Genomic DNA, 17,933 nt, shown 5'->3' on the forward strand with positions numbered 1-17,933 from the left:
ACCCCATACAAATGTATACGTTCCACCGTATATATTCTCTTAGTCCAAACATATTCTTCATATCAAACAGACCGGAATCTCTCTTTCCGGTTTTCCGGAGAGTGAACGGGATCACCGCTGTGTTTTCTGGGCCATGTTAACATAGGCATGTACAGCAGCTGTGATCGCTGCAACCTTCTTGTCTTTTGCCTCGAGAGCAGAAGCCAGAGTAGCCCCTTTTTCACTATCAGCCTTAACGACCTCTTCCACAGCCTCAAGGATATTCTGCTCTTCAATGAAACCGGTTGTCAGGTCACCCCTGCGAAACGCGGGGTTCCGCATAACAGCTTTATGGAAAGGAATGTTGGTTTTTACTCCTACGACCACATATTCATAAAGCGCTCTTTCCATCCTGGCAATAGCGTCTTCTCTTTTTCTTGACCAGACGCAGAGTTTGGAAATCATGGAGTCGTAATAGGGAGAGATTGTATAACCTGTATGCACACCGCTGTCCACTCTTACTCCGGGTCCTCCGGCAGAACGGTATCTCCGAATCTTTCCCGGAGAAGGGGCAAAATCGTTTAAGGGATCCTCAGCGTTTATCCTGCATTCGATTGCGTGCCCATCGATAACTATATCTTCCTGCTCAAACTCGAGTTTTTCACCCCAGGCAACCCTGAGTTGCTCTCTTACGATATCAATACCCGTAACCATTTCAGTGATCCCATGTTCCACCTGCAGGCGGGTATTGACTTCAAGGAAATAGAAATTTCCTTTAGAGTAAAGGAATTCAACGGTCCCTGCGTTTACATAACCGATTGCTTTTGCGACCTTTACAGCAGCGTCCCCCATTTGCTTCCGGAGTTCGGGAGTCATTATAGGGGAAGGAGCCTCTTCAATTAACTTCTGGTGTCTCCTCTGGATAGAGCATTCCCTGTCAGAGAGGTAAACCGTATTACCATAAGAGTCGGCAAGTATCTGGATCTCTATGTGCCTTGGCTCTTCCACATACTTTTCAATAAACACGGAAGAGTCACCGAAAGCCGAACCTGCCATCTGCCGCGTGGAACTCAGGGATGTAGCAAATTCTTCCCTGCAATGAACAACTTTCATTCCTATTCCGCCGCCTCCTGCAGATGCCTTGATAAGAACCGGATAACCGATCTTTTCAGCAACTTCCAGAGCTTCACCTATATCCTCAACTGCGTCCTTTGTTCCGGGCACGACAGGCACTCCAGCTTTCATCATCAGGTGCCTGGCTCGGATTTTGCTTCCCATTTCGGCAATCACGTGGCTTGGAGGACCTATGAAAATGATACCCTCTTCCTCACAGCGTTTTGCAAAGACAGGGTTTTCGGAAAGAAAGCCGTAGCCGGGATGGATTGCATCGGCTCCGGTATCCTTTGCAACTGCGATGATGGCTTCCATGTTCAGGTAACTCTGGCTGGAAGGTGCAGGGCCTATCAGGTAGGCTTCATCTGCATACTTAGCAAAAAGGGCATTTTTGTCAGCCTCCGAACAGACAGCTACAGTGGAAATTCCAAGCTCCCGACAGGCACGCATGACTCTGATTGCTATTTCACCACGGTTTGAAACGAGTACTTTTTTGAACATAATACCTTCCACCTTGCTCAATTCATTCGATTGACAGTATTATGTCACCAGGAGCGACAGTATCCCCTTCGGAAACAAAAATTTCCTTAATGATTCCCGAATGTGGAGCATGAACCGCGTTTTCCATTTTCATGGCTTCGATAACAGCAACCGTGTCCCCTTCTTTAACGGTATCTTCTACCTTGACCTTAAGGGAAAGTACCATGCCCTGCATTGAACAGGTGACTCCTCCTTTGATGGATTCGGGGCCTGGCTTTTTAGGGGATGCCTCGGAGATGGAAACTCCGCCGAGAGGCTCTATCTTGACTTCGTAAACCTCGTCATCCACCTCAACCCTGAAATGAGTCGGGATAGCATAATCCTGAGGAGTTGCAGGGGCAGGGGCAATAACTGCCAGGGATTCTTCTTCCATTTCTCCTTTCAGGAACTTAGGAGCAATTGCCGGGTAAAGGATGTATGTAAGGATATCTTCTTCGGATTTTGCAATGCCCATTTCCTCTGCTTCTTTTCTTCTCTTTTCGTATTCAGGCTTGAGAAGGTCGGCAGGGCGGCAGTGAATCGGCTCTTCATCGCCTATGATCTTTCCGATGATCTCAGGGCTAATCGGCGCAGGAGAGCGCCCGTAGAGCCCGCGTACATAGTCTTTTACCTCTTTAGGAATGACCTTGTAGCGTTCTCCCATGAGCACGTTAAGTACAGCCTGTGTGCCTACAATCTGACTTGTGGGAGTAACAAGAGGCGGATACCCGAGTTCTTTTCGGACTTTTGGCATCTCATCAAGCACAGCTGCATACTTGTCAAGGGCATTCTGCTCTTTTAGCTGGGAAACCAGATTGGAGAGCATGCCTCCGGGTATCTGGTAGATAAGGACATTGGTGTCTATCTGTTCGGAAATAGGGTCAAGAATTCCGCGGTACTTGTCCTTCAGGTCTTTAAAATACCTGACAGCTTCTTCAAAAGCTCCAAGGTCAAGCCCGGTATCATATGGTGTTCCCTTAAGAGCTGCAACAACGGTCTCGGTAGGAGGCTGGGAGGTCCCCCATGCCAGAGGAGAGAGAGCTGTGTCCAGAACATCTACCCCAACACTACAGGCTGCCATATAGCTCATCGGAGCCATGCCCGAGGTGCAGTGGCAATGAAGAGAAATGGGGATGGAGATCTCTTTTTTCATGGCACTGATTATCTTCGTAGCCTCATTGGGAGAGAGAAGCCCTGCCATATCCTTTATGCAGAGGGAGTCACATTCCAGCTCTTCGAGCTGCTTTGCAAGTTCCACGTATTTTTCTACCGTATGTACCGGACTTATGGTGTAGCAGACCGTGCCCTGTACATGAGCTCCCAGTCCTTTTGCCACTTTAATAGATAGTTCCATGTTCCGGATGTCATTGACCGCATCAAAAACCCGGAAGATATCAATGCCGTTTTCATAGGCTTTGGTGACGAACTTTTCAACCACATCGTCCGAATAGTGCCTGTACCCTACAAGGTTCTGGCCACGGAGAAGCATCTGAGCATCTGTATTCTTCATCTTTTTCTTGAGATCCCTGAGGCGCTGCCAGGGGTCTTCGTTAAGGTAGCGAATACAGGAGTCAAAGGTGGCACCTCCCCACATTTCCAGGGAAAAATACCCAATCTGGTCCAGTTGTTCAACCACTTCGAGCATGTCCCTTGTCCGCATCCTGGTTGCCAGGAGGGACTGGTGTGCATCCCGGAGGACGGTTTCAGTAATTTTTACGCGCATGGATGAGCCTCTTAAATCGAACCAAAAACAGAATTCATTGAAAATACTCATCTGTGCCTTCTCCAGAGAGATTATTCCAGAGTTTCCTGAGTATCGGGGGCTTGTCTTCTGATCTGGTTCTGTCAAAGCATAGAAATCTCCTGATGGCGGTTGATTGCAGCAATCTGCAATTTACCTGGAGAGGAGATTAATCCGGTTAAGCATAACCGAATCTCCAGCACCGCATAATCTGGCAGGAGAAATTAATATTACAGATACAGCCGCAAAACTCAATGTGTCTTGCGTCGATACGAATATTTTTTAATAATACCATTGTTAACAGCTAAATACCTTTCGCATCGTTAACATAAGAAGACATTCTTTTCAAAAAGTTCCGGATAAAAAATGATCAGGATACAGTAAAAAGTATGAGCTTGATAAAGAAGCGGGATACCTGATAGAGAAAGTAGGATTGATAGAGAAAGTAAAATAATACAGTCGAGATAAAAGTGAAAACAAAAAAGAAATAAAAGAATAAAAAAGAAGTTTATTTTCCGGAAAATAAACTTTTTTACTTTCGCCCGACAAAGAGCCACTGGTCATAAGTACCTTCAGAATCCGTATTGTCCACAATCTCTCCCTCAACTCCGGCCTTAAGGAGAGTATCGGCAAGGATTTCAATCTCAGGCTTACTGCTTACGGTAAAGAGCAGGACAGCTCCGTCAGCTGCAACCGAGACAGCTTCTCTCATTATGCCGGTCCAGAGCTCTTTGTTAAATTCATATACAAGCCCCAGCATAAAGCCCATTACTGCATCAAAACTACCGGGCTCGAAATATCTTGAAATGGCTGTTGCATCCATAACCACAGACCTTTGCGGGTTCAGGACCTGCTGCTCTAGACCCTGACAGACAGTACACTTATTGATTTCTATGGCAAGGGGATCCAGCCCGAGCCTGTAGAGTGCGAGCGTTGACATCCCGTTCCCACAGCAGACCTCAAGGAGCCTACCTTCAGGGTAACAGCCTTTTTTTCGGAGAAGTTCAAAAATTTCTGTGACCCTCTTTACGCGATTTTCTGAAAAAACACTTTTGTAGGACTCAGGTTTGACAGAGCAGCCCGGACAAAGGTTCCGGCTAACAAGCGTAAGGGAATAATATTCATTTATTGCGTTCCGCCAGGTTTCGGAAGAAAGCTCGATATCCTTCTCAGGAGAGGTGAAGGAAAGAAAGGAGTCTGCAAGGGCCTCAAATCTGGTTTTCATGGGCATTGATGCAAGGGATCCGGTGAACACTGACCAGAAATTTACAGGAACATTTTCATCTGCAGGATTGAAAAACAGCAATCCCAGTGTATGCCCTGCCTCCCTGACTCTTATAAGCCGAATATCCCCTGCACCCGGGAAGTTTCGGACTCTGTTAAGATACTGGAGCGTACGCTCAGGAGTCCTCTGGGAGGTGTAACTTTCTTCTACAAGGTAGATCTCTTCATTTATGCCAAGGAGTTCCTGTAAGAGCATGTTTGACTAGATTCGAATAATGTGATATCAAGATTTCGAAAAAGAGATCCAAAAGAGATCCAAAAGAGATCCGAAAGAGATCCGAAAGAGATTCAAAAGAGATTCAAAACGAAGCGATAAAAATTGACAATGTTCATCGAATAAAAGGTTTAAAAGATTTACAGGATTCATTGAAGGGTCTGATGCATAATAGAGGCAAAAAAAGTATTCTCCTGTACCTTCAAGAACTGAAAGTAATTGAAAAAATCAGGTCAAGAGTTTACAGGTATTAGAAAATCTTTATAAAAATAATTAAAATCCGAAAGAGAGGTAAATAGGCTTTACAAAGTAAATAAAGGGGAAAAAGAGCATTAAAAGCTGAATAAGAAGTGAAGAAAACTCCGATATAAGCAAAGGTATTTATAGAATCTGATTACAAAATCAGAGATTAGAAGGAATTTATAATAACGAAAAAGAAGCTTGGAGGATTAATATGGCAGCAAAAGTTATACCGTTTGCACCAATCGAGCGTTTAATAAGGACAGCAGGTGCCCACAGAGTAAGCGAGAGCGCAGGAATGGCTCTTACGGAAATCCTGGAAGAATACGGGCTTCAGATTTCAAAAGAAGCTATAAAACTCGCAGAACACGCCGGGAGAAAAACCGTAAAGGCTGAGGATATAAAACTGGCAAAAGAAATGCTGTAAATTAAAAGATATATCTCAGGCAAGCAACCTCAGATTTTGATAGTGTAAGCATACAGCGTCAACACTTTTAGCATCAACTTAAATGAGCATATTACAAAAAGTATTGAAGAAACTGGACCGGAAGAAACTGGACTGCCAGCTCTTTGAAATACCGGCACAATCGTACAAATACCGCTGTAATGGATAAAAAGAACTGAAAAATATGTTTGGACTAAAAAGAAAGAAATGCTGAAAAACAGCATTTTTCCTATTTTTACATTATCCTTATTATGCAGTTGCGGATTCAACCTCAACTATAGTGAGAGATTCCACCGGGCAAATCTTTGAGCAGGCTCCGCAGCGGATGCAGATTTCATCACTGATGATTGCAATCCCGTCAATGATCCGGATTGCAAGTTCAGCAGTTTCAGGATCAAAATCATCATTTTTCATTATTTTTGCGTTCACAGGGCAAACGGAATAACAGATGCCGCACCCAATACATTTTTCGGACTGAACTATTTTTTTGTTTTTCTTATCTGCCTTTGCCATTAAACATCACCTCAAAAAACTACAGAGAATTGCCAGACAACGGGGAATATACAGTGTGAGAAGCTGTAGAAGCAGGACTGGCTGCAAATATAAAGAGAAATTTATATTTGTTCTGTCTATGATATATTTGATATTTTTAAGGTATATGAAGATTTCGAAGAGCCTGACCCCTGGTCAAACTCCGAAAATAAGGTCAGCCAGGCCCATACCTGTCATAGTAACAGCAGTTACGATGATTCCTGCTATCATTACTCCTGCAGCGATTGCCGGAAACGAGTGCTTGAACTTTATTCCGAATACAAAAGCCGCTGCACAGCCTGTCCATGCCCCTGTAACCGGTAGAGGTACTGCAACGAAAAGGGTCAGGGCAAGGAGTCCATATTTCTCAAAGTTCTTACTGTGGTTTTTACGGGTCCGTGAAAAGAGCCACGTAAAAAAGACATCGAAGATATGGTAACGCCTCAGGTATCCGGAGACTGGCTCGAGGAAAAGCAAAAGGGGAACTACAGGAATAAGATTTCCAAATACAGAAAGGAAATAAGCCTCAAGCGGTTCCATTCCATAAATTCCCATGGCAACGGGGATTGCTCCTCTCAGTTCAGAGATCGGAAGAGCCCCTATAACCATTACTGCAAACCAGTGGGGCACAGCCCCAAGCATTTCTACCAGTAAATTTTCAACAGACATAATGATCAGGAGTGATAACTAGAATCTTTTGAAAGAAAAAGGCTCGCTTCAGACATTCCTTTTTCATCTGCTTTTCATAGATCTGGAAATAGAAACTGCGGTATCTGGATATAAGACTGCTTGTAAAACCTGCTTGTCAGAACTCTGAAGCTTCGGCTTCTCTTGAAAGAGCAAAATGTGCAAGTAAAGCTTCCAGCTGGATTTTCTCGCTGGCTCCTTCAGTTAGCCTGAAGTCGGTCTCCCCGATAATATCCACAAGTCCGACAATATCCCGTTCCGAAAGCCCGAGGTCAAGAATCATCAGGTTATCCATTTCGGAAACTACCCTGTAGATCTGCCCCACAATATCCTCTCCGGAAAGCCCTTCTTCATAGAGCAGCCTGTTAAGCTCTTTTCTGGCAACTCTGAAATTTCCACGCAGAGCAGTCTCGATCAGATCCTTTATTTCATCAGGATTTGCGGTTGCTGTAGTCCTGTAAATCGTTTCCCTGGAGATAGGCTTTTCTACATCAATGAAAGCAGCAGCCTGAAGGGAGTTTACAGCTTTTCTCATATCCCCCTGAGCCACGTAAACCAGAGCGTCATACCCGCCTTCGGTGATGGACAAACCCTGGTCTTTAGCAATATATTCAAGACGTTCTCTGATAGCTTTATCGGAAAGTCGCCTGAACCTGTAGACTGCACATCTGGACTGGATAGGCTCAATGATCTTGGAGGAGTAGTTACATGAGAGAATAAAGCGGCAGTTGCTGCTGAATCTTTCCATGGTCCTGCGGAGGGCAGACTGCGCATCCGATGTAAGGGCATCGGCTTCATCAAGGAAAATGATCTTGAACGGAGCTCCACCTAGAGGGGCGGTTTTTGCAAAGTTTTTAATCTTGTTTCTAACTACATCAATGCCTCTCTCATCGGAAGCGTTGAGTTCCGTAAAATTTTCTCGCCATAAATCTTCCCCGAAAATCTCCCTTGCAATTGAAACTGCAGAAGCCGTTTTCCCGACGCCCGGAGGCCCGGAAAAGAGGAGGTGAGGAAGGTTTTTAGTTGCCACATAAGACATCAGGCGCTCAATTGTGTCATCCTGCCCTGCTACCTGATTCAGCCTGACAGGCCTGTATTTTTCAATCCAGATCTCTTCTTTAATCTTAGAGTCCTCCATTAGTGCTTGCACCTTAATTAGAGAAGATAATATTTAAACTTTCGAATGTTTGCGATATTTAAAGCATATCGACCGCATTTCGAAAAAAGAATATTCCGGGGAACTGCATCCCTATACATTTTTTTGGTGTAAATGTTACGCCAAACTCATTGAATGATCTTTAACCACGAAAAACGGATAAGATACAAAAAAGTGTATAGAGGATGTATTTAAGTATTATTCAGACTGGTTCTCTTTGGGCAAAGAAAATAATTTACTCATATTAGTCCACCTGAAAAAAGTTTACTGCTAGAACCTATAAACGGATATGAAATTCTTTAAGTAACAGGCACAAACAATGAAAATATTTGAGAGAATTTTCATGCCAAATTAGTCCTCTTGAGCGAAGTGAAAAGGACCGCGTACTGTTGCGATTACATTGCAACTCCCAGGAAATCTCTGATTTTCTGTGATCCCGAGTCGCAATTCGGGAAAGTAAAAAAAGTAAGCAGAATTGCCCTTTTTCAGGACAATTCGGTTTTTCAAGTTAAATACGTTTATTCTCCATAGGCAAAGTTATAGGCAATCTGCCCGATAATCGGGATTTTGAACTTTGAGCCCCTGAAAGCCATGTACATCGGAATAAGGATGAGCAGCATCGCTGTCATCCCTGCACCGTCTGCAATGAACCAGCCAAGCACAGGAATCCATGCCACAAGGAAGATAAAGAGAGCAAGCGGCATGAAAAGCAGGACCGACTGCATGGCATGGAAGCGGACAAATTTGTTCTTGCGCTCAAGGAGCAGGAAGAACAGGCCTGAGAGCCAGCCTACAGGGTAGCAAAGAGCAGCCACTATATTTTCAGGCAAGCCAAGGAAAGTTTTGTACGGCATATTTTTCACCTCTTTTTTAGTTTAAGGTCAGAAAAAAACGAGCCCGGATTACCGGAGCTCGATTGCTTTCTGCGGACAAACTCCAGCGCAGGCTCCGCAGCCTGTACATTTTTCCTGGTCGATTTCAGCCAGGAATTCCGTGACCTTGATAGCTCCTGCAGGACATTCTTTTTCACATTTCTTACAGCCGATACATCCGACCTCACAGACAGCTTTGACATCCTTACCTTTATCGTGGGAGCGACACAGAACATGCACTTTCTCGGAGTCTCTGGCAAAGGTGAGCACGCCATTCGGACAGGATGCAATACAGTTTCCACAGCTTGTACAGAGAGCTTTGTTCACAACCGGGAACCCGTTTTCTCCCATCGAGAGAGCATCGAACTGACAGGCTTTAACACATGTTCCCAGACCAAGGCAACCGTAGGTACAGCCTTTCCTTGAGTCGCATAGCATCAGGGCAGTTTTACAGTTTTCTACTCCATGATAGTCGTAAAGGGTTGTACAGTTCACATTGCCGCCCTGGCAACGGACAAACGGAAAGGCCTTCTCGGACTCTGTAACTTCCTGTCCCATGACTGCGCCGATCAGTTTTGCAACGTCATATCCTCCGACAGGGCAGCTGTTGATAGGTGCACCCTGTAAGACGATAGCTTCGGCACAGGCAGCGCATCCGGCAAATCCGCACCCACCGCAGTTAGCTCCCGGAAGAAGGGAGGCAACCTCATCGACCAGAGGATTGGTTTCTACTTTAAAGACCTTGGATGCGATTACCAGCATGGCGCCTACCGCTATACAAAGCCCTACAAGCACCGAAACGGTGTTTATGATTACGGGCATAACGTCTGCTGCAACGATCATAGCGGAATCACCTTGAAGTAATTAGCAAACGACATTGACATGATCAGTGCAACGAAGAAAGCATATGTGACACCTCTTCCGACTGCTTTTGGGACGTATACTACACTGCTCCATTCACGTATGGAAGACATGATGATCATTGCAACAGTATACCCAAGCCCTGCAGCAATCCCGAAAGTAACACTCTGGATGAAGGTGTATTCATTCATCACATTAAGCAGTACGGCTCCGAGCACTGCGCAGTTTGTGGAGATCAGAGGCAGGTAAATACCAAGCGACCTGTACAGAGGGGGCATAAACTTCCGGACAACAAACTCTACCAGCTGCACAAGCGCTGCGATCACTATGATGAATGCGATCGTAGTAAGGTAGTCCAGCCTCAAAGGTACAAGAATGTACGTATACAGGAAGAATGATACTGAAGCAGCCATCGTAATAACGAAGATGACCGCCCCTGACATTCCTGATGCGCTTTTTACATCCTTTGTAACACCCACGAAGGAGCAAAGCCCGAGGAACTGGACTATAAGGAAGTTCTTCAGGAACACTCCATCCATAAATATAGAAAATAGAGATGCATCTGCCATTTTAAGCACCTCTCATAGCCTTTAAGATTCTCTTGTAATTGACCATGGTCATCAGAACCGCAATGGTCAGGAAAGCTCCAGGAGATAAAGTCATAACACCTATCGGGTTGAATCCGAGCGTGGAGACAAGGTCAATTAACTGCATTCCAAAGAGATTGATTCCACCTGTTCCCAAAAGTTCCCTTATTCCTCCTAATAGCATAAGCATTAGCAGGAAACCTGTACCTACACCTAACCCATCGATCAGCGAGTAGAATACTCCATTTTTCAGGGCATATGCTTCGGCACGACCGATCACGATACAGTTCACGACAATAAGAGGGATATACACACCTAAAGATGCATACATCCCAGGCGTGAAAGCTTCCATAACCATATCCACAATCGACACGAAAGTGGCTATGACAATAAGTTCTATAGGGATCCTTACCGTATCCGGAATTTCATTTCGTAATACAGAAACCAGCAGGTTTGAACCGACCAGGACAAAAATAGTGCCTGCAGCCATACCAATCCCGTTTGCAACGGAAGTGGTGACAGCTAGAGTCGGGCAGAGCCCGAGAACGAGGCCAAATATAGGGTTGTCCTTGGTAATTCCTCGCATAAATTCACTTGCTACACTCCTATCAGCCATATTAATCACCCTTCCATAGCTCTTACATTATCAATTCCAGAGTGCAGAGCGTTCACTACCGTGACAGTAGAGATGGTTGCACCGGAAATGGTATCAACTTTTCCACCGTTCTTGGTCAGGCTCAAATCTGCAACAGAGAGGTCTAAGAACTGCGACTTGAACCCGGGCTCAGCAATTTTTGCTCCAAGCCCTGGAGTTTCCGCGTGAGACATAATTTCCATTCCTGTTATGGTATTGAAGTCCGAGCTTACTCCACCGAGAACTTCGACAAGACCCTGTGCACCTGGCTGAGTATTCCTGAAGGCGTACCCCACAATATTCCCGGAAGAGTCGACTCCACGGAAATAAAGAATAACAGGTTCACCATCTGCATCCACCTGATCTCCGATTACGGGCTCGAAATCTGCAGCTTGAGGCAGAACTGCCTTTAACGCCTGTTTCTCCTGCTCATCCTGCAGTATTTTTAACTGCGCTTGAGTAGGAACGAAGGTTACTGCAAGCAGTACGGCTGCAAGAGCTGAGAGCACAACCATTTTAAGAACTATGTTTACTGGTGTATTTTTCATTCTTCTTCACCTCCAACGACTTTGGGAGCGGTGGAGTGTGTGATCACCGGGGCTGCAAATGGTTTTGGAATGGTGGAGCGCTCAATCAGCGGGAAGACAGCGTTTGACAGAAGCAGGCCATAGAGTGTCCCTGAAATATAGTCCCCGGTAAAATACCCGTAAACCACTGTCAGGAACCCGCAAACTGCCCCATAAATAAACCTTCCGTTTCTGGTTATAGGGGATGTAGATGTTTCCGTTGCTATGAAAAACACTCCAAGTAAGAAAGTCCCTGTGATGATGTAAGAAAGCGGGTCTCCAAGCAAAACTACCAGTATGACAGTTGTCAGGAGATAAGCTAGAGGGATTTTCCAGTCAACGTACTTTTTGGCAATCAAAAACAGCACACCAATCATGGCAATAGGTGAAGCATCTGCCAGGAACCCTGCTCCTGTTTCAAGGACCAGGTCCGAGAGCGAGCCAAGCTGAGGAATTGAGGCAGGAACCATCAGAGTAGGCCATGAAAGGCTCAAAAAGACCCAGGTAGCCAGAGCGGGGTGGAACATATAAGAGCCAAGCCCCCCAAAAGCATGCTTTACAACTCCTACCCCGAAGACTGCCCCTATAAAAGGCAGCCAGATAGGGGCCGAGGGTGGAACTATCAGTGCAATAATCAAGCCCATATATGCTGCGTTTCCGTCACCAATTGTTACTTTCTGATGAAATGTTTTCTGGATTGCCAGTTCGATAAAAACTGCACCCAGCACCCCGGAGATAAGAGTTCCGAGAGCCGAGAATCCAAATAAGTAAATCGAAGCTAAACATAACGGGAGAAGAACAATAAATCTTCCCCACATTAATGCCTTAACCGATACACCCTCCTTTATATGAGGAGGTGGAGATACCGTAAATGCCATTTATTTAGTCGCCTCCTCTTGCTTCAGCACACATGTTCTGGATCTGAAGTTTTGAGTATCTTATCAACTGTACAAGATGTCTCTTTGAGGGACACACCATAGCGCATGAGCCACATTCGATACAGTTCATAGCGTACAGATGATCACATTCATCGTATTTTCCAAGGTCAGAATATGATGCGATCCGGGTCGGAAGCAGGTTTACAGGGCAGATATCCACGCAGCGAGCGCAGTGAATGCAGACGGATGTTTCATCCCGCAGAACCTGTTCTTTGGTCTGAACCACAATTCCAGTCGTGCTTTTGACTATCGGCGCCTCATCCGTATATACCGCTATCCCGCCCATGGACCCGTTTACAATGATTTTCCCGGGTTCGCCTTTGTAGCCTCCGCAGGCTTCGATAACATCTTTTAGCGGAGTTCCGAACCTGACTATTATACTCTTCGGGTTGTTGACAGCCCCTTTGACTGTCACCACGTTCTCCAGGTAAGGTTTGCCCTCGCATATAGCGTCGTATACCGCTTTGGCAGACTTTACTCCACATACTACTGTATGCGCATCTGCAGGCTCACCTCCGAGAGGAAGCTTTCTACCCATTACATTGGCTGAAAGCAGGTTCATCATTGTTGGGGTATAGGTAATTCTGCCTGCAGCAACAACGAGTATCTGGTCTTCTACGTCCTCAAGGTAATAGTCGGCATGTCTCTTTCCGATGATAGGAGCAACAGTAAGCGGTTTACCGTTAACCTTTGCACTCTTGAAGGCTTTAATGGATTCCTTATCATCTGCCCTTACAACGATTACCCCTCTTGCAATTCCACTTGCTTCTAGCATAAGCCTGAACCCTTCAAGAACCTTGTCAAGAGAGTTCAGGTAAGCGTGGGTAATAAGGGGGAAGGTTGCATTCATAAGCAGGGTATCGATCCTCTTTCCAGGCTTCAGGGCAAGGTATGTGGGCTTTTCATAATACTCAACAATTCCCGCTTCCTTGATTATCTGGATTAACCTTGAAGGAGGTGCGTTCTTCTCAGGCACGAAATCAACCGATTGTGCACACTCAGAAGGAGTGAGCACAACACTGAGGATTCTTTTTCCACTGGGATTCGGCATCAGCTCTATTGAGTCTACAGTCCCGCAGAAGGGGGAGTGGACAAAGGCGAGGTCACTTCCCTCGCATTCCCCCAGCTTCTGGCCGACAATGACCGCTTCGCCTTTCTTGACCAGAGGAGCACATGCAATTCCATCGTGCTGCCTCATGGGTATAATCGCCTTTTCAGGCAGTTTGTCAAGTCTAACAACGTCACTCAGGTTTGTCACCTCCTTAGAATGCAGGTTCCCTTTCAACCTCTACAGGTCTTGGCCTGGTATAGCTGATATCAATACTCTTTACTGCTGACGACTCCCCTCCAGGGTCTTCCACGTAACCGAGAGACTCCCAGTCGATTACTGCCTGGCTTCCGTGACAGTCCTTACAGGTAAGAGGAGAGGCGATTCCAACGTCACTGCTCACGATGTTGTGAGAGACCTGATAATAGAGACCAACAGTTCTCAATACCGCATTCGGATAGTCAGCCTGTCCGTCTCCGTCGGCATCATAAGCCTGCATTTCTCCCACTGTGACCTCACCGTCTCCATCAGCATCTGCTGCCTTTACATACTTTACCGGGATCGGGTCTCCTGTAGAGATGCTTGTGTTCGGGTTTGAGAGCACTTCAGAATCAGTGCCTGCATCCCACCATGTTCCGGTAATATTGTTGAAAGGAGTCACCTTTACATCGGTGTCATTCCTTGTGTCCACGGCAGGCAGAACATCTCCGAAGTTTCCGTTGTACCAGGCAAGAGCAGGCTGGAAATCTTCCTCCCAATAAGTATCTTCACGTTCTCCATTCTGCCAGCTGAAAGTCTTGAGAGGCTTACCACCGGGTAGTTCTCCTCCAGGAAGCATTGGGATATGACAGGCTTCACAGGCAAGGAATTCCATGTGAGAATCTGCAAAGGCCCCATGAGAGATACCTGCATGGCAGGCTGCATCGTCACAGCTGCGCATCGTATCATCAAAGTGATTCTCAGGAAGGTCTGGAGTATCAGAAGCATTTCCGCGCCCGATCTGATGGTCTGAGGTTATGATGAAACCTTCAGTGTGATGACATTCAGCACATTCAACACCTTCTTTTGCATGGGCATCGAACTCTGCATAGGTTTCCTCACTGCCCCAGGTTACAGCTCTCTTTTCCACGTCCTGGATGTGACACTTTTCAGCACAGGAGGTATGTGAAGGAGCTCCATTTACATCATCATGGAAAACGATCAGCAGGGGGTAGGGGGTAAGCAGGTTAGCATTGTAGACAAAAAACTGGATAGGATTAGTTCTTGCAGCAAGGCTGGAATTTACCATGGCTGCCCTGTTTGCATCATCGTACTCTCCCTTTTCGATCTTCTCGGCACGGGCTTCGAAATCGTAAAGACCATACTGTTCATGGCACATCATACAGTCAACGCCAATGCCGTATTCTGCAAGCGGACCTCCACCAGGATGGTATTTCCCGAATTCTTTGACCCATTCCTCTTCTCCGGATGTTTCAAGATCAAAATTTGTGAGGGGGGACCACCGATCCATATCTACCTGTACATGATAAGAATGATTGACATTTTCGTAGACATCGAAGTGACAGCCTCCGCAGACCGTATCGGACCATTCTCCCTTGGTCATGTAGTGGGATGCAATTTGATCATTCCCTGCATATCCAAGAGAAGAATAGGCACCAGCAGCCACAAGAAGCAGCACAGCGACTCCCGACACCAACAGATTTAACCTATTCATAACGACCACATTCTCTTTTTTTGTTCATGTTGTTATGTTCATGCTCGGAAAGAAACAAAGTTCAAATTTCAACAACTTGAAACTTATATTGAGTAATGAATGAGATTGAAGGATATTTACGGCTGGATCGAGTACACGGCCAGAGGGTGTACACTGCCGTTCCTTCCAGACCTCCAGTGGCATCAACCAGAGACCGAAAGGAAACCAATTAAACGGAAAACTGAAGCGAGAAGGAACTGGCATGAACGGCTAGCCTAGCTCTTTTTGGCATCATTGGTTTTCCTGAAGGATTTTTTTGATCACCGGCTTTTTCCTTTCCTTGCTTTAGATAGCCATTTTACTCCGAAAAACAAAGCTAAATTCCTCTTCAACGAAAAATGTTTGCGTGAAGTAATACTTATTTCTTTCGAAATAAGTTTGAGGGAATTGTATAGACTTTTATAAAGTAATAAAAATATATACTTTATATATAGTACATGACGTATATTAATCAAATATATAAAATATCTGAAATATAAGTTAAAAATTACACTTTTTTAATATATATAGTTTTCTAAAGAAAATATACATGATTATACATTAAAATCAGGAGGGGTATATACACAAATGACCTGGGATAAAGAACCAGAGATTAAACCTCCGAACACAGGAAAAACCCCATAAAGATATAATAACATAAGATTTATATAAAATTTGTTAAATTTTTAAGTAATCAATAATTGATAATTTGTTAATCATTAATCATGAATTAACCAGTAAATAAAAAAGAATAATTACAGAACGTTCGCATATAAAATAGGACAGATACGACAAATAAAAGAGACAATTAAAGAGCTTGAGAGAGCTTGAAAGAGCCCGAAAGAGTCTGAAAAGACATAATAGATCTCACATGAATAAAAATATATAGCACAGAAAAAACAAAGAAATAGAATAGGAAGAAAGAATTAAAAGGTAAAGGAAAAACACCGTAAATAAAAAGACGATCAAATAGAGAACGAAACCGGAATCTCCTTCCAATTTTATTTTTACCTCTTTACCGGTGAAAAGAAATCTGGATCGGATACTAAAAATAACCCAAGCTTAAAAAACAAGCAGGCAAAATTGATAAAGCATGGATTCAAAATACAAAATACTATTTGCGTTTTTACTGGTATTATCCATTCTAGTATCAGGCTGTTTGCAGTCTGAGCCTGAAGAGAGTGGAGAACTTCAGGAGTTTCAACAGACGAGAAGCATCATGGATACTACAGTTACGGTAGCCATATATGCTTCAAATGAAAGCGAGGCTTCGAAGGCAATAGATGATGCCTTTAATGAGATATATAGAGTTGACGCTCTTATGAGCCCCTCAAAAGAAGATAGCCAACTTAATATCTTGAACACCCGAGGAGAAGTTGAAAATGCTGATCCTGCTTTTACTTACGTAATAGAGAAGTCAAAGTATTATTCAGAGAAAAGCGGAGGAGCCTTTGATATCACCATCCAGCCAGTGCTTGACCTCTGGAAAAGTAAATTCCTTCCCGGAGGATCGCAGGAACCCCCAACTGCAGATGAACTGAACGAAACTCTCAGACTCGTAAATTACTCGGAAATAAGTACCGAGAATGGGAACGTAAGCCTGAAACCGGGGATGAAAGTAGCCCTGGGAGGAATCGCAAAGGGCTATGCGGTAGATAAAGCAATCGAGTCCTTAAAGAAAAACGGGATTGAAAACGCTTTCGTCAATGCAGGGGGAGACGGGAAATACATAGGTCAGAAGCCTGACGGTACGCCCTGGATGGTAGGTCTTCAGAACCCGGACAGAAACGAACAATATGTTACGGCTATCGAAGCTCGTGATATTGCAGTAGCAACAAGCGGAAATTACGAACGTTACTTTAATGAGTCAGCAAGAGTATCGCACATCTCGGACCCGAGAACAGGGTACCCTTCACAAGGCATTATTAGCAGCACGGTAATTGCCAGAAACGCTATTGACGCCGACGCTTTTGCAACTGCGATCTTTGTGATGGGAGAAGAAGAAGGGCTTGAGATGATAGAAAATCTCGAAGGTGTTGAATGCCTCATAATAACAGAAGACCGCAGGCTTGTATATTCGGGTGGATTTAGGGAATATGAAGCCGAAGGGTACAGCTGAAATTAAATCTATTTGAAGTGTTGTCTTGTTGTCTTAAGGATACACAAAAGAAACTGATCAGGATTGTGGAGGACTGATGCAGTCCAGCGCAAGAAGACCTGTCAGTCCAGGTATACCGTGTGCAGGGTTTCATAAATAGGACCGTACGGAGTTAGAGTGCTTTTCTTCAGAAGCACTTTATTTACCTGCATGCTGCCCAGTCTGGTATCTTTTAATTCATTCAGAATATCTGCAAAAGCACTTTTTTGGTCTTTACTCAGGGTTTTTACCCTGGCAAGAGTAGCATGGGCAGTAAATGCCCTGTCCTCCCCTTTGAACTTAAAGGGCTTCAGTAATGTTTCCACATCAGCATGGAGAGTTTCGAAGTTCCCTGTTGCTCCCAACCACAGGACTTTAGGGTTTGAAGGTTTTGGAAAAACACCAAGACCCTCAATTCTTGCTTCGAAAGGCTCACACATAAGGGAATCAAGGGCCTCTTCCAGAGGTTTAACCATTGATTCTTCAATATCACCGAGAAACTTCAAAGTTATGTGAACGATTTCAGGGTTAACAAACTTCAGGTCAAAATCGGAAAATCGTTCCTGAATCTGGCGAATTTTTTCACCAAAACTCGGGTCCAGTTCCACTGCTATGAATGTCCTGATCAAAGCTTTCACCAGTATAAATA

Annotated in this window: 17 protein-coding genes; 2 read left to right on the plus strand and 15 right to left on the minus strand. The window is 44.7% G+C overall.

The annotated features are described in order from the left end of the window. Positions 1-111: 111 nt before the first annotated feature. From FXV91_RS08160 to FXV91_RS08170, 3 genes are all read right to left on the minus strand, one after another. Positions 112-1,593, minus strand: coding sequence for an acetyl-CoA carboxylase biotin carboxylase subunit (locus FXV91_RS08160; protein WP_229390087.1), 1,482 nt, complete (start codon positions 1,591-1,593; stop codon positions 112-114). A gap of 22 nt (positions 1,594-1,615) precedes the next feature. After that, positions 1,616-3,334, minus strand: a complete 1,719-nt coding sequence (oadA, locus tag FXV91_RS08165) for a sodium-extruding oxaloacetate decarboxylase subunit alpha (RefSeq protein WP_229390223.1) — start codon at positions 3,332-3,334, stop codon at positions 1,616-1,618. 550 nt (positions 3,335-3,884) lie between these two features. Continuing rightward, positions 3,885-4,832 (minus strand): class I SAM-dependent methyltransferase, encoded by a 948-nt coding sequence (locus tag FXV91_RS08170; protein WP_229390088.1) that lies wholly within the window; start codon positions 4,830-4,832, stop codon positions 3,885-3,887. Positions 4,833-5,304: 472 nt separating this feature from the next. Between FXV91_RS08170 and FXV91_RS08175 the strand changes: the two genes are divergently transcribed. Next, positions 5,305-5,517, plus strand: coding sequence for a histone family protein (locus tag FXV91_RS08175; protein WP_011033762.1), 213 nt, complete (start codon positions 5,305-5,307; stop codon positions 5,515-5,517). A 267-nt stretch (positions 5,518-5,784) separates the two neighbouring features. On the opposite strand, the gene FXV91_RS08180 is transcribed toward FXV91_RS08175, so the two are convergent. From FXV91_RS08180 to mmcA, 11 genes are all read right to left on the minus strand, one after another. Beyond that, on the minus strand, positions 5,785-6,048 hold the full coding sequence (locus tag FXV91_RS08180; protein ID WP_229390089.1) for a 4Fe-4S dicluster domain-containing protein: 264 nt from the start codon (positions 6,046-6,048) through the stop codon (positions 5,785-5,787). A 174-nt stretch (positions 6,049-6,222) separates the two neighbouring features. Further along, complete coding sequence (locus FXV91_RS08185; protein ID WP_229390090.1) at positions 6,223-6,735, minus strand: small multi-drug export protein; 513 nt, start codon at positions 6,733-6,735, stop codon at positions 6,223-6,225. Between the two features lie 136 nt (positions 6,736-6,871). Further along, positions 6,872-7,891, minus strand: a complete 1,020-nt coding sequence (locus tag FXV91_RS08190; protein WP_229390091.1) for a replication factor C small subunit — start codon at positions 7,889-7,891, stop codon at positions 6,872-6,874. A gap of 536 nt (positions 7,892-8,427) precedes the next feature. Continuing rightward, on the minus strand, positions 8,428-8,763 hold the full coding sequence (locus FXV91_RS08195) for a DUF4870 domain-containing protein (RefSeq protein ID WP_229390092.1): 336 nt from the start codon (positions 8,761-8,763) through the stop codon (positions 8,428-8,430). Between the two features lie 48 nt (positions 8,764-8,811). Then, positions 8,812-9,624: a Fe-S cluster domain-containing protein gene (locus FXV91_RS08200; RefSeq protein WP_229390093.1), complete on the minus strand. Its 813-nt coding sequence runs from the start codon at positions 9,622-9,624 to the stop codon at positions 8,812-8,814. Then, positions 9,621-10,211, minus strand: a complete 591-nt coding sequence (gene rnfA, locus FXV91_RS08205) for an Rnf electron transport complex subunit RnfA (protein WP_229390094.1) — start codon at positions 10,209-10,211, stop codon at positions 9,621-9,623. Before rnfA ends, FXV91_RS08200 begins: the two co-directional genes overlap by 4 nt. Before the next feature lies 1 nt (position 10,212). Next, a complete protein-coding gene (gene rnfE / locus FXV91_RS08210; RefSeq protein ID WP_229390095.1) occupies positions 10,213-10,845 on the minus strand; it encodes an Rnf electron transport complex subunit RnfE in 633 nt (210 codons plus the stop codon). 5 nt (positions 10,846-10,850) lie between these two features. Beyond that, positions 10,851-11,411 carry an Rnf electron transport complex subunit RnfG gene (gene rnfG / locus FXV91_RS08215; RefSeq protein WP_229390096.1) on the minus strand — a complete coding sequence of 187 codons (561 nt, stop codon included), beginning with the start codon at positions 11,409-11,411 and terminating at the stop codon, positions 10,851-10,853. Continuing rightward, positions 11,408-12,307 (minus strand): Rnf electron transport complex subunit RnfD, encoded by a 900-nt coding sequence (gene rnfD, locus FXV91_RS08220; RefSeq protein ID WP_229390097.1) that lies wholly within the window; start codon positions 12,305-12,307, stop codon positions 11,408-11,410. The genes rnfG and rnfD overlap by 4 nt, the downstream gene beginning before the upstream one ends. A gap of 4 nt (positions 12,308-12,311) precedes the next feature. Continuing rightward, positions 12,312-13,625 (minus strand): Rnf electron transport complex subunit RnfC, encoded by a 1,314-nt coding sequence (rnfC, locus tag FXV91_RS08225; RefSeq protein ID WP_229390098.1) that lies wholly within the window; start codon positions 13,623-13,625, stop codon positions 12,312-12,314. A 4-nt stretch (positions 13,626-13,629) separates the two neighbouring features. After that, positions 13,630-15,108 carry a methanogenesis multiheme c-type cytochrome gene (gene mmcA, locus FXV91_RS08230; protein ID WP_229390224.1) on the minus strand — a complete coding sequence of 493 codons (1,479 nt, stop codon included), beginning with the start codon at positions 15,106-15,108 and terminating at the stop codon, positions 13,630-13,632. A 1,132-nt stretch (positions 15,109-16,240) separates the two neighbouring features. Between mmcA and FXV91_RS08235 the strand changes: the two genes are divergently transcribed. Further along, on the plus strand, positions 16,241-17,266 hold the full coding sequence (locus FXV91_RS08235) for an FAD:protein FMN transferase (protein WP_229390099.1): 1,026 nt from the start codon (positions 16,241-16,243) through the stop codon (positions 17,264-17,266). Between the two features lie 101 nt (positions 17,267-17,367). Here FXV91_RS08235 and thpR read toward each other — a convergent pair whose 3' ends face one another. Further along, positions 17,368-17,913 carry an RNA 2',3'-cyclic phosphodiesterase gene (gene thpR, locus FXV91_RS08240; RefSeq protein WP_229390225.1) on the minus strand — a complete coding sequence of 182 codons (546 nt, stop codon included), beginning with the start codon at positions 17,911-17,913 and terminating at the stop codon, positions 17,368-17,370. Positions 17,914-17,933: the final 20 nt, after the last annotated feature.

Origin of the sequence: Methanosarcina sp. DH2, from assembly GCF_020804225.1 — an archaeon.
Lineage (GTDB): Archaea > Halobacteriota > Methanosarcinia > Methanosarcinales > Methanosarcinaceae > Methanosarcina.

Excerpts from the sequence above, each read along its gene's own strand:
- FXV91_RS08175 (WP_011033762.1), top strand. The coding sequence starts at position 5,305 with ATGGCAGCAAAAGTTATACCGTTTGCACCAATCGAGCGTTTAATAAGG.
- FXV91_RS08185 (WP_229390090.1), bottom strand. The coding sequence starts at position 6,735 with ATGTCTGTTGAAAATTTACTGGTAGAAATGCTTGGGGCTGTGCCCCAC.
- FXV91_RS08170 (WP_229390088.1), bottom strand. The coding sequence starts at position 4,832 with ATGCTCTTACAGGAACTCCTTGGCATAAATGAAGAGATCTACCTTGTA.
- FXV91_RS08195 (WP_229390092.1), bottom strand. The coding sequence starts at position 8,763 with ATGCCGTACAAAACTTTCCTTGGCTTGCCTGAAAATATAGTGGCTGCT.
- rnfD (WP_229390097.1), bottom strand. The coding sequence starts at position 12,307 with ATGGCATTTACGGTATCTCCACCTCCTCATATAAAGGAGGGTGTATCG.
- oadA (WP_229390223.1), bottom strand. The coding sequence starts at position 3,334 with ATGCGCGTAAAAATTACTGAAACCGTCCTCCGGGATGCACACCAGTCC.
- FXV91_RS08160 (WP_229390087.1), bottom strand. The coding sequence starts at position 1,593 with ATGTTCAAAAAAGTACTCGTTTCAAACCGTGGTGAAATAGCAATCAGA.
- rnfE (WP_229390095.1), bottom strand. The coding sequence starts at position 10,845 with ATGGCTGATAGGAGTGTAGCAAGTGAATTTATGCGAGGAATTACCAAG.
- FXV91_RS08190 (WP_229390091.1), bottom strand. The coding sequence starts at position 7,891 with ATGGAGGACTCTAAGATTAAAGAAGAGATCTGGATTGAAAAATACAGG.
- rnfG (WP_229390096.1), bottom strand. The coding sequence starts at position 11,411 with ATGAAAAATACACCAGTAAACATAGTTCTTAAAATGGTTGTGCTCTCA.
- FXV91_RS08200 (WP_229390093.1), bottom strand. The coding sequence starts at position 9,624 with ATGATCGTTGCAGCAGACGTTATGCCCGTAATCATAAACACCGTTTCG.
- FXV91_RS08180 (WP_229390089.1), bottom strand. The coding sequence starts at position 6,048 with ATGGCAAAGGCAGATAAGAAAAACAAAAAAATAGTTCAGTCCGAAAAA.
- rnfA (WP_229390094.1), bottom strand. The coding sequence starts at position 10,211 with ATGGCAGATGCATCTCTATTTTCTATATTTATGGATGGAGTGTTCCTG.
- FXV91_RS08235 (WP_229390099.1), top strand. The coding sequence starts at position 16,241 with ATGGATTCAAAATACAAAATACTATTTGCGTTTTTACTGGTATTATCC.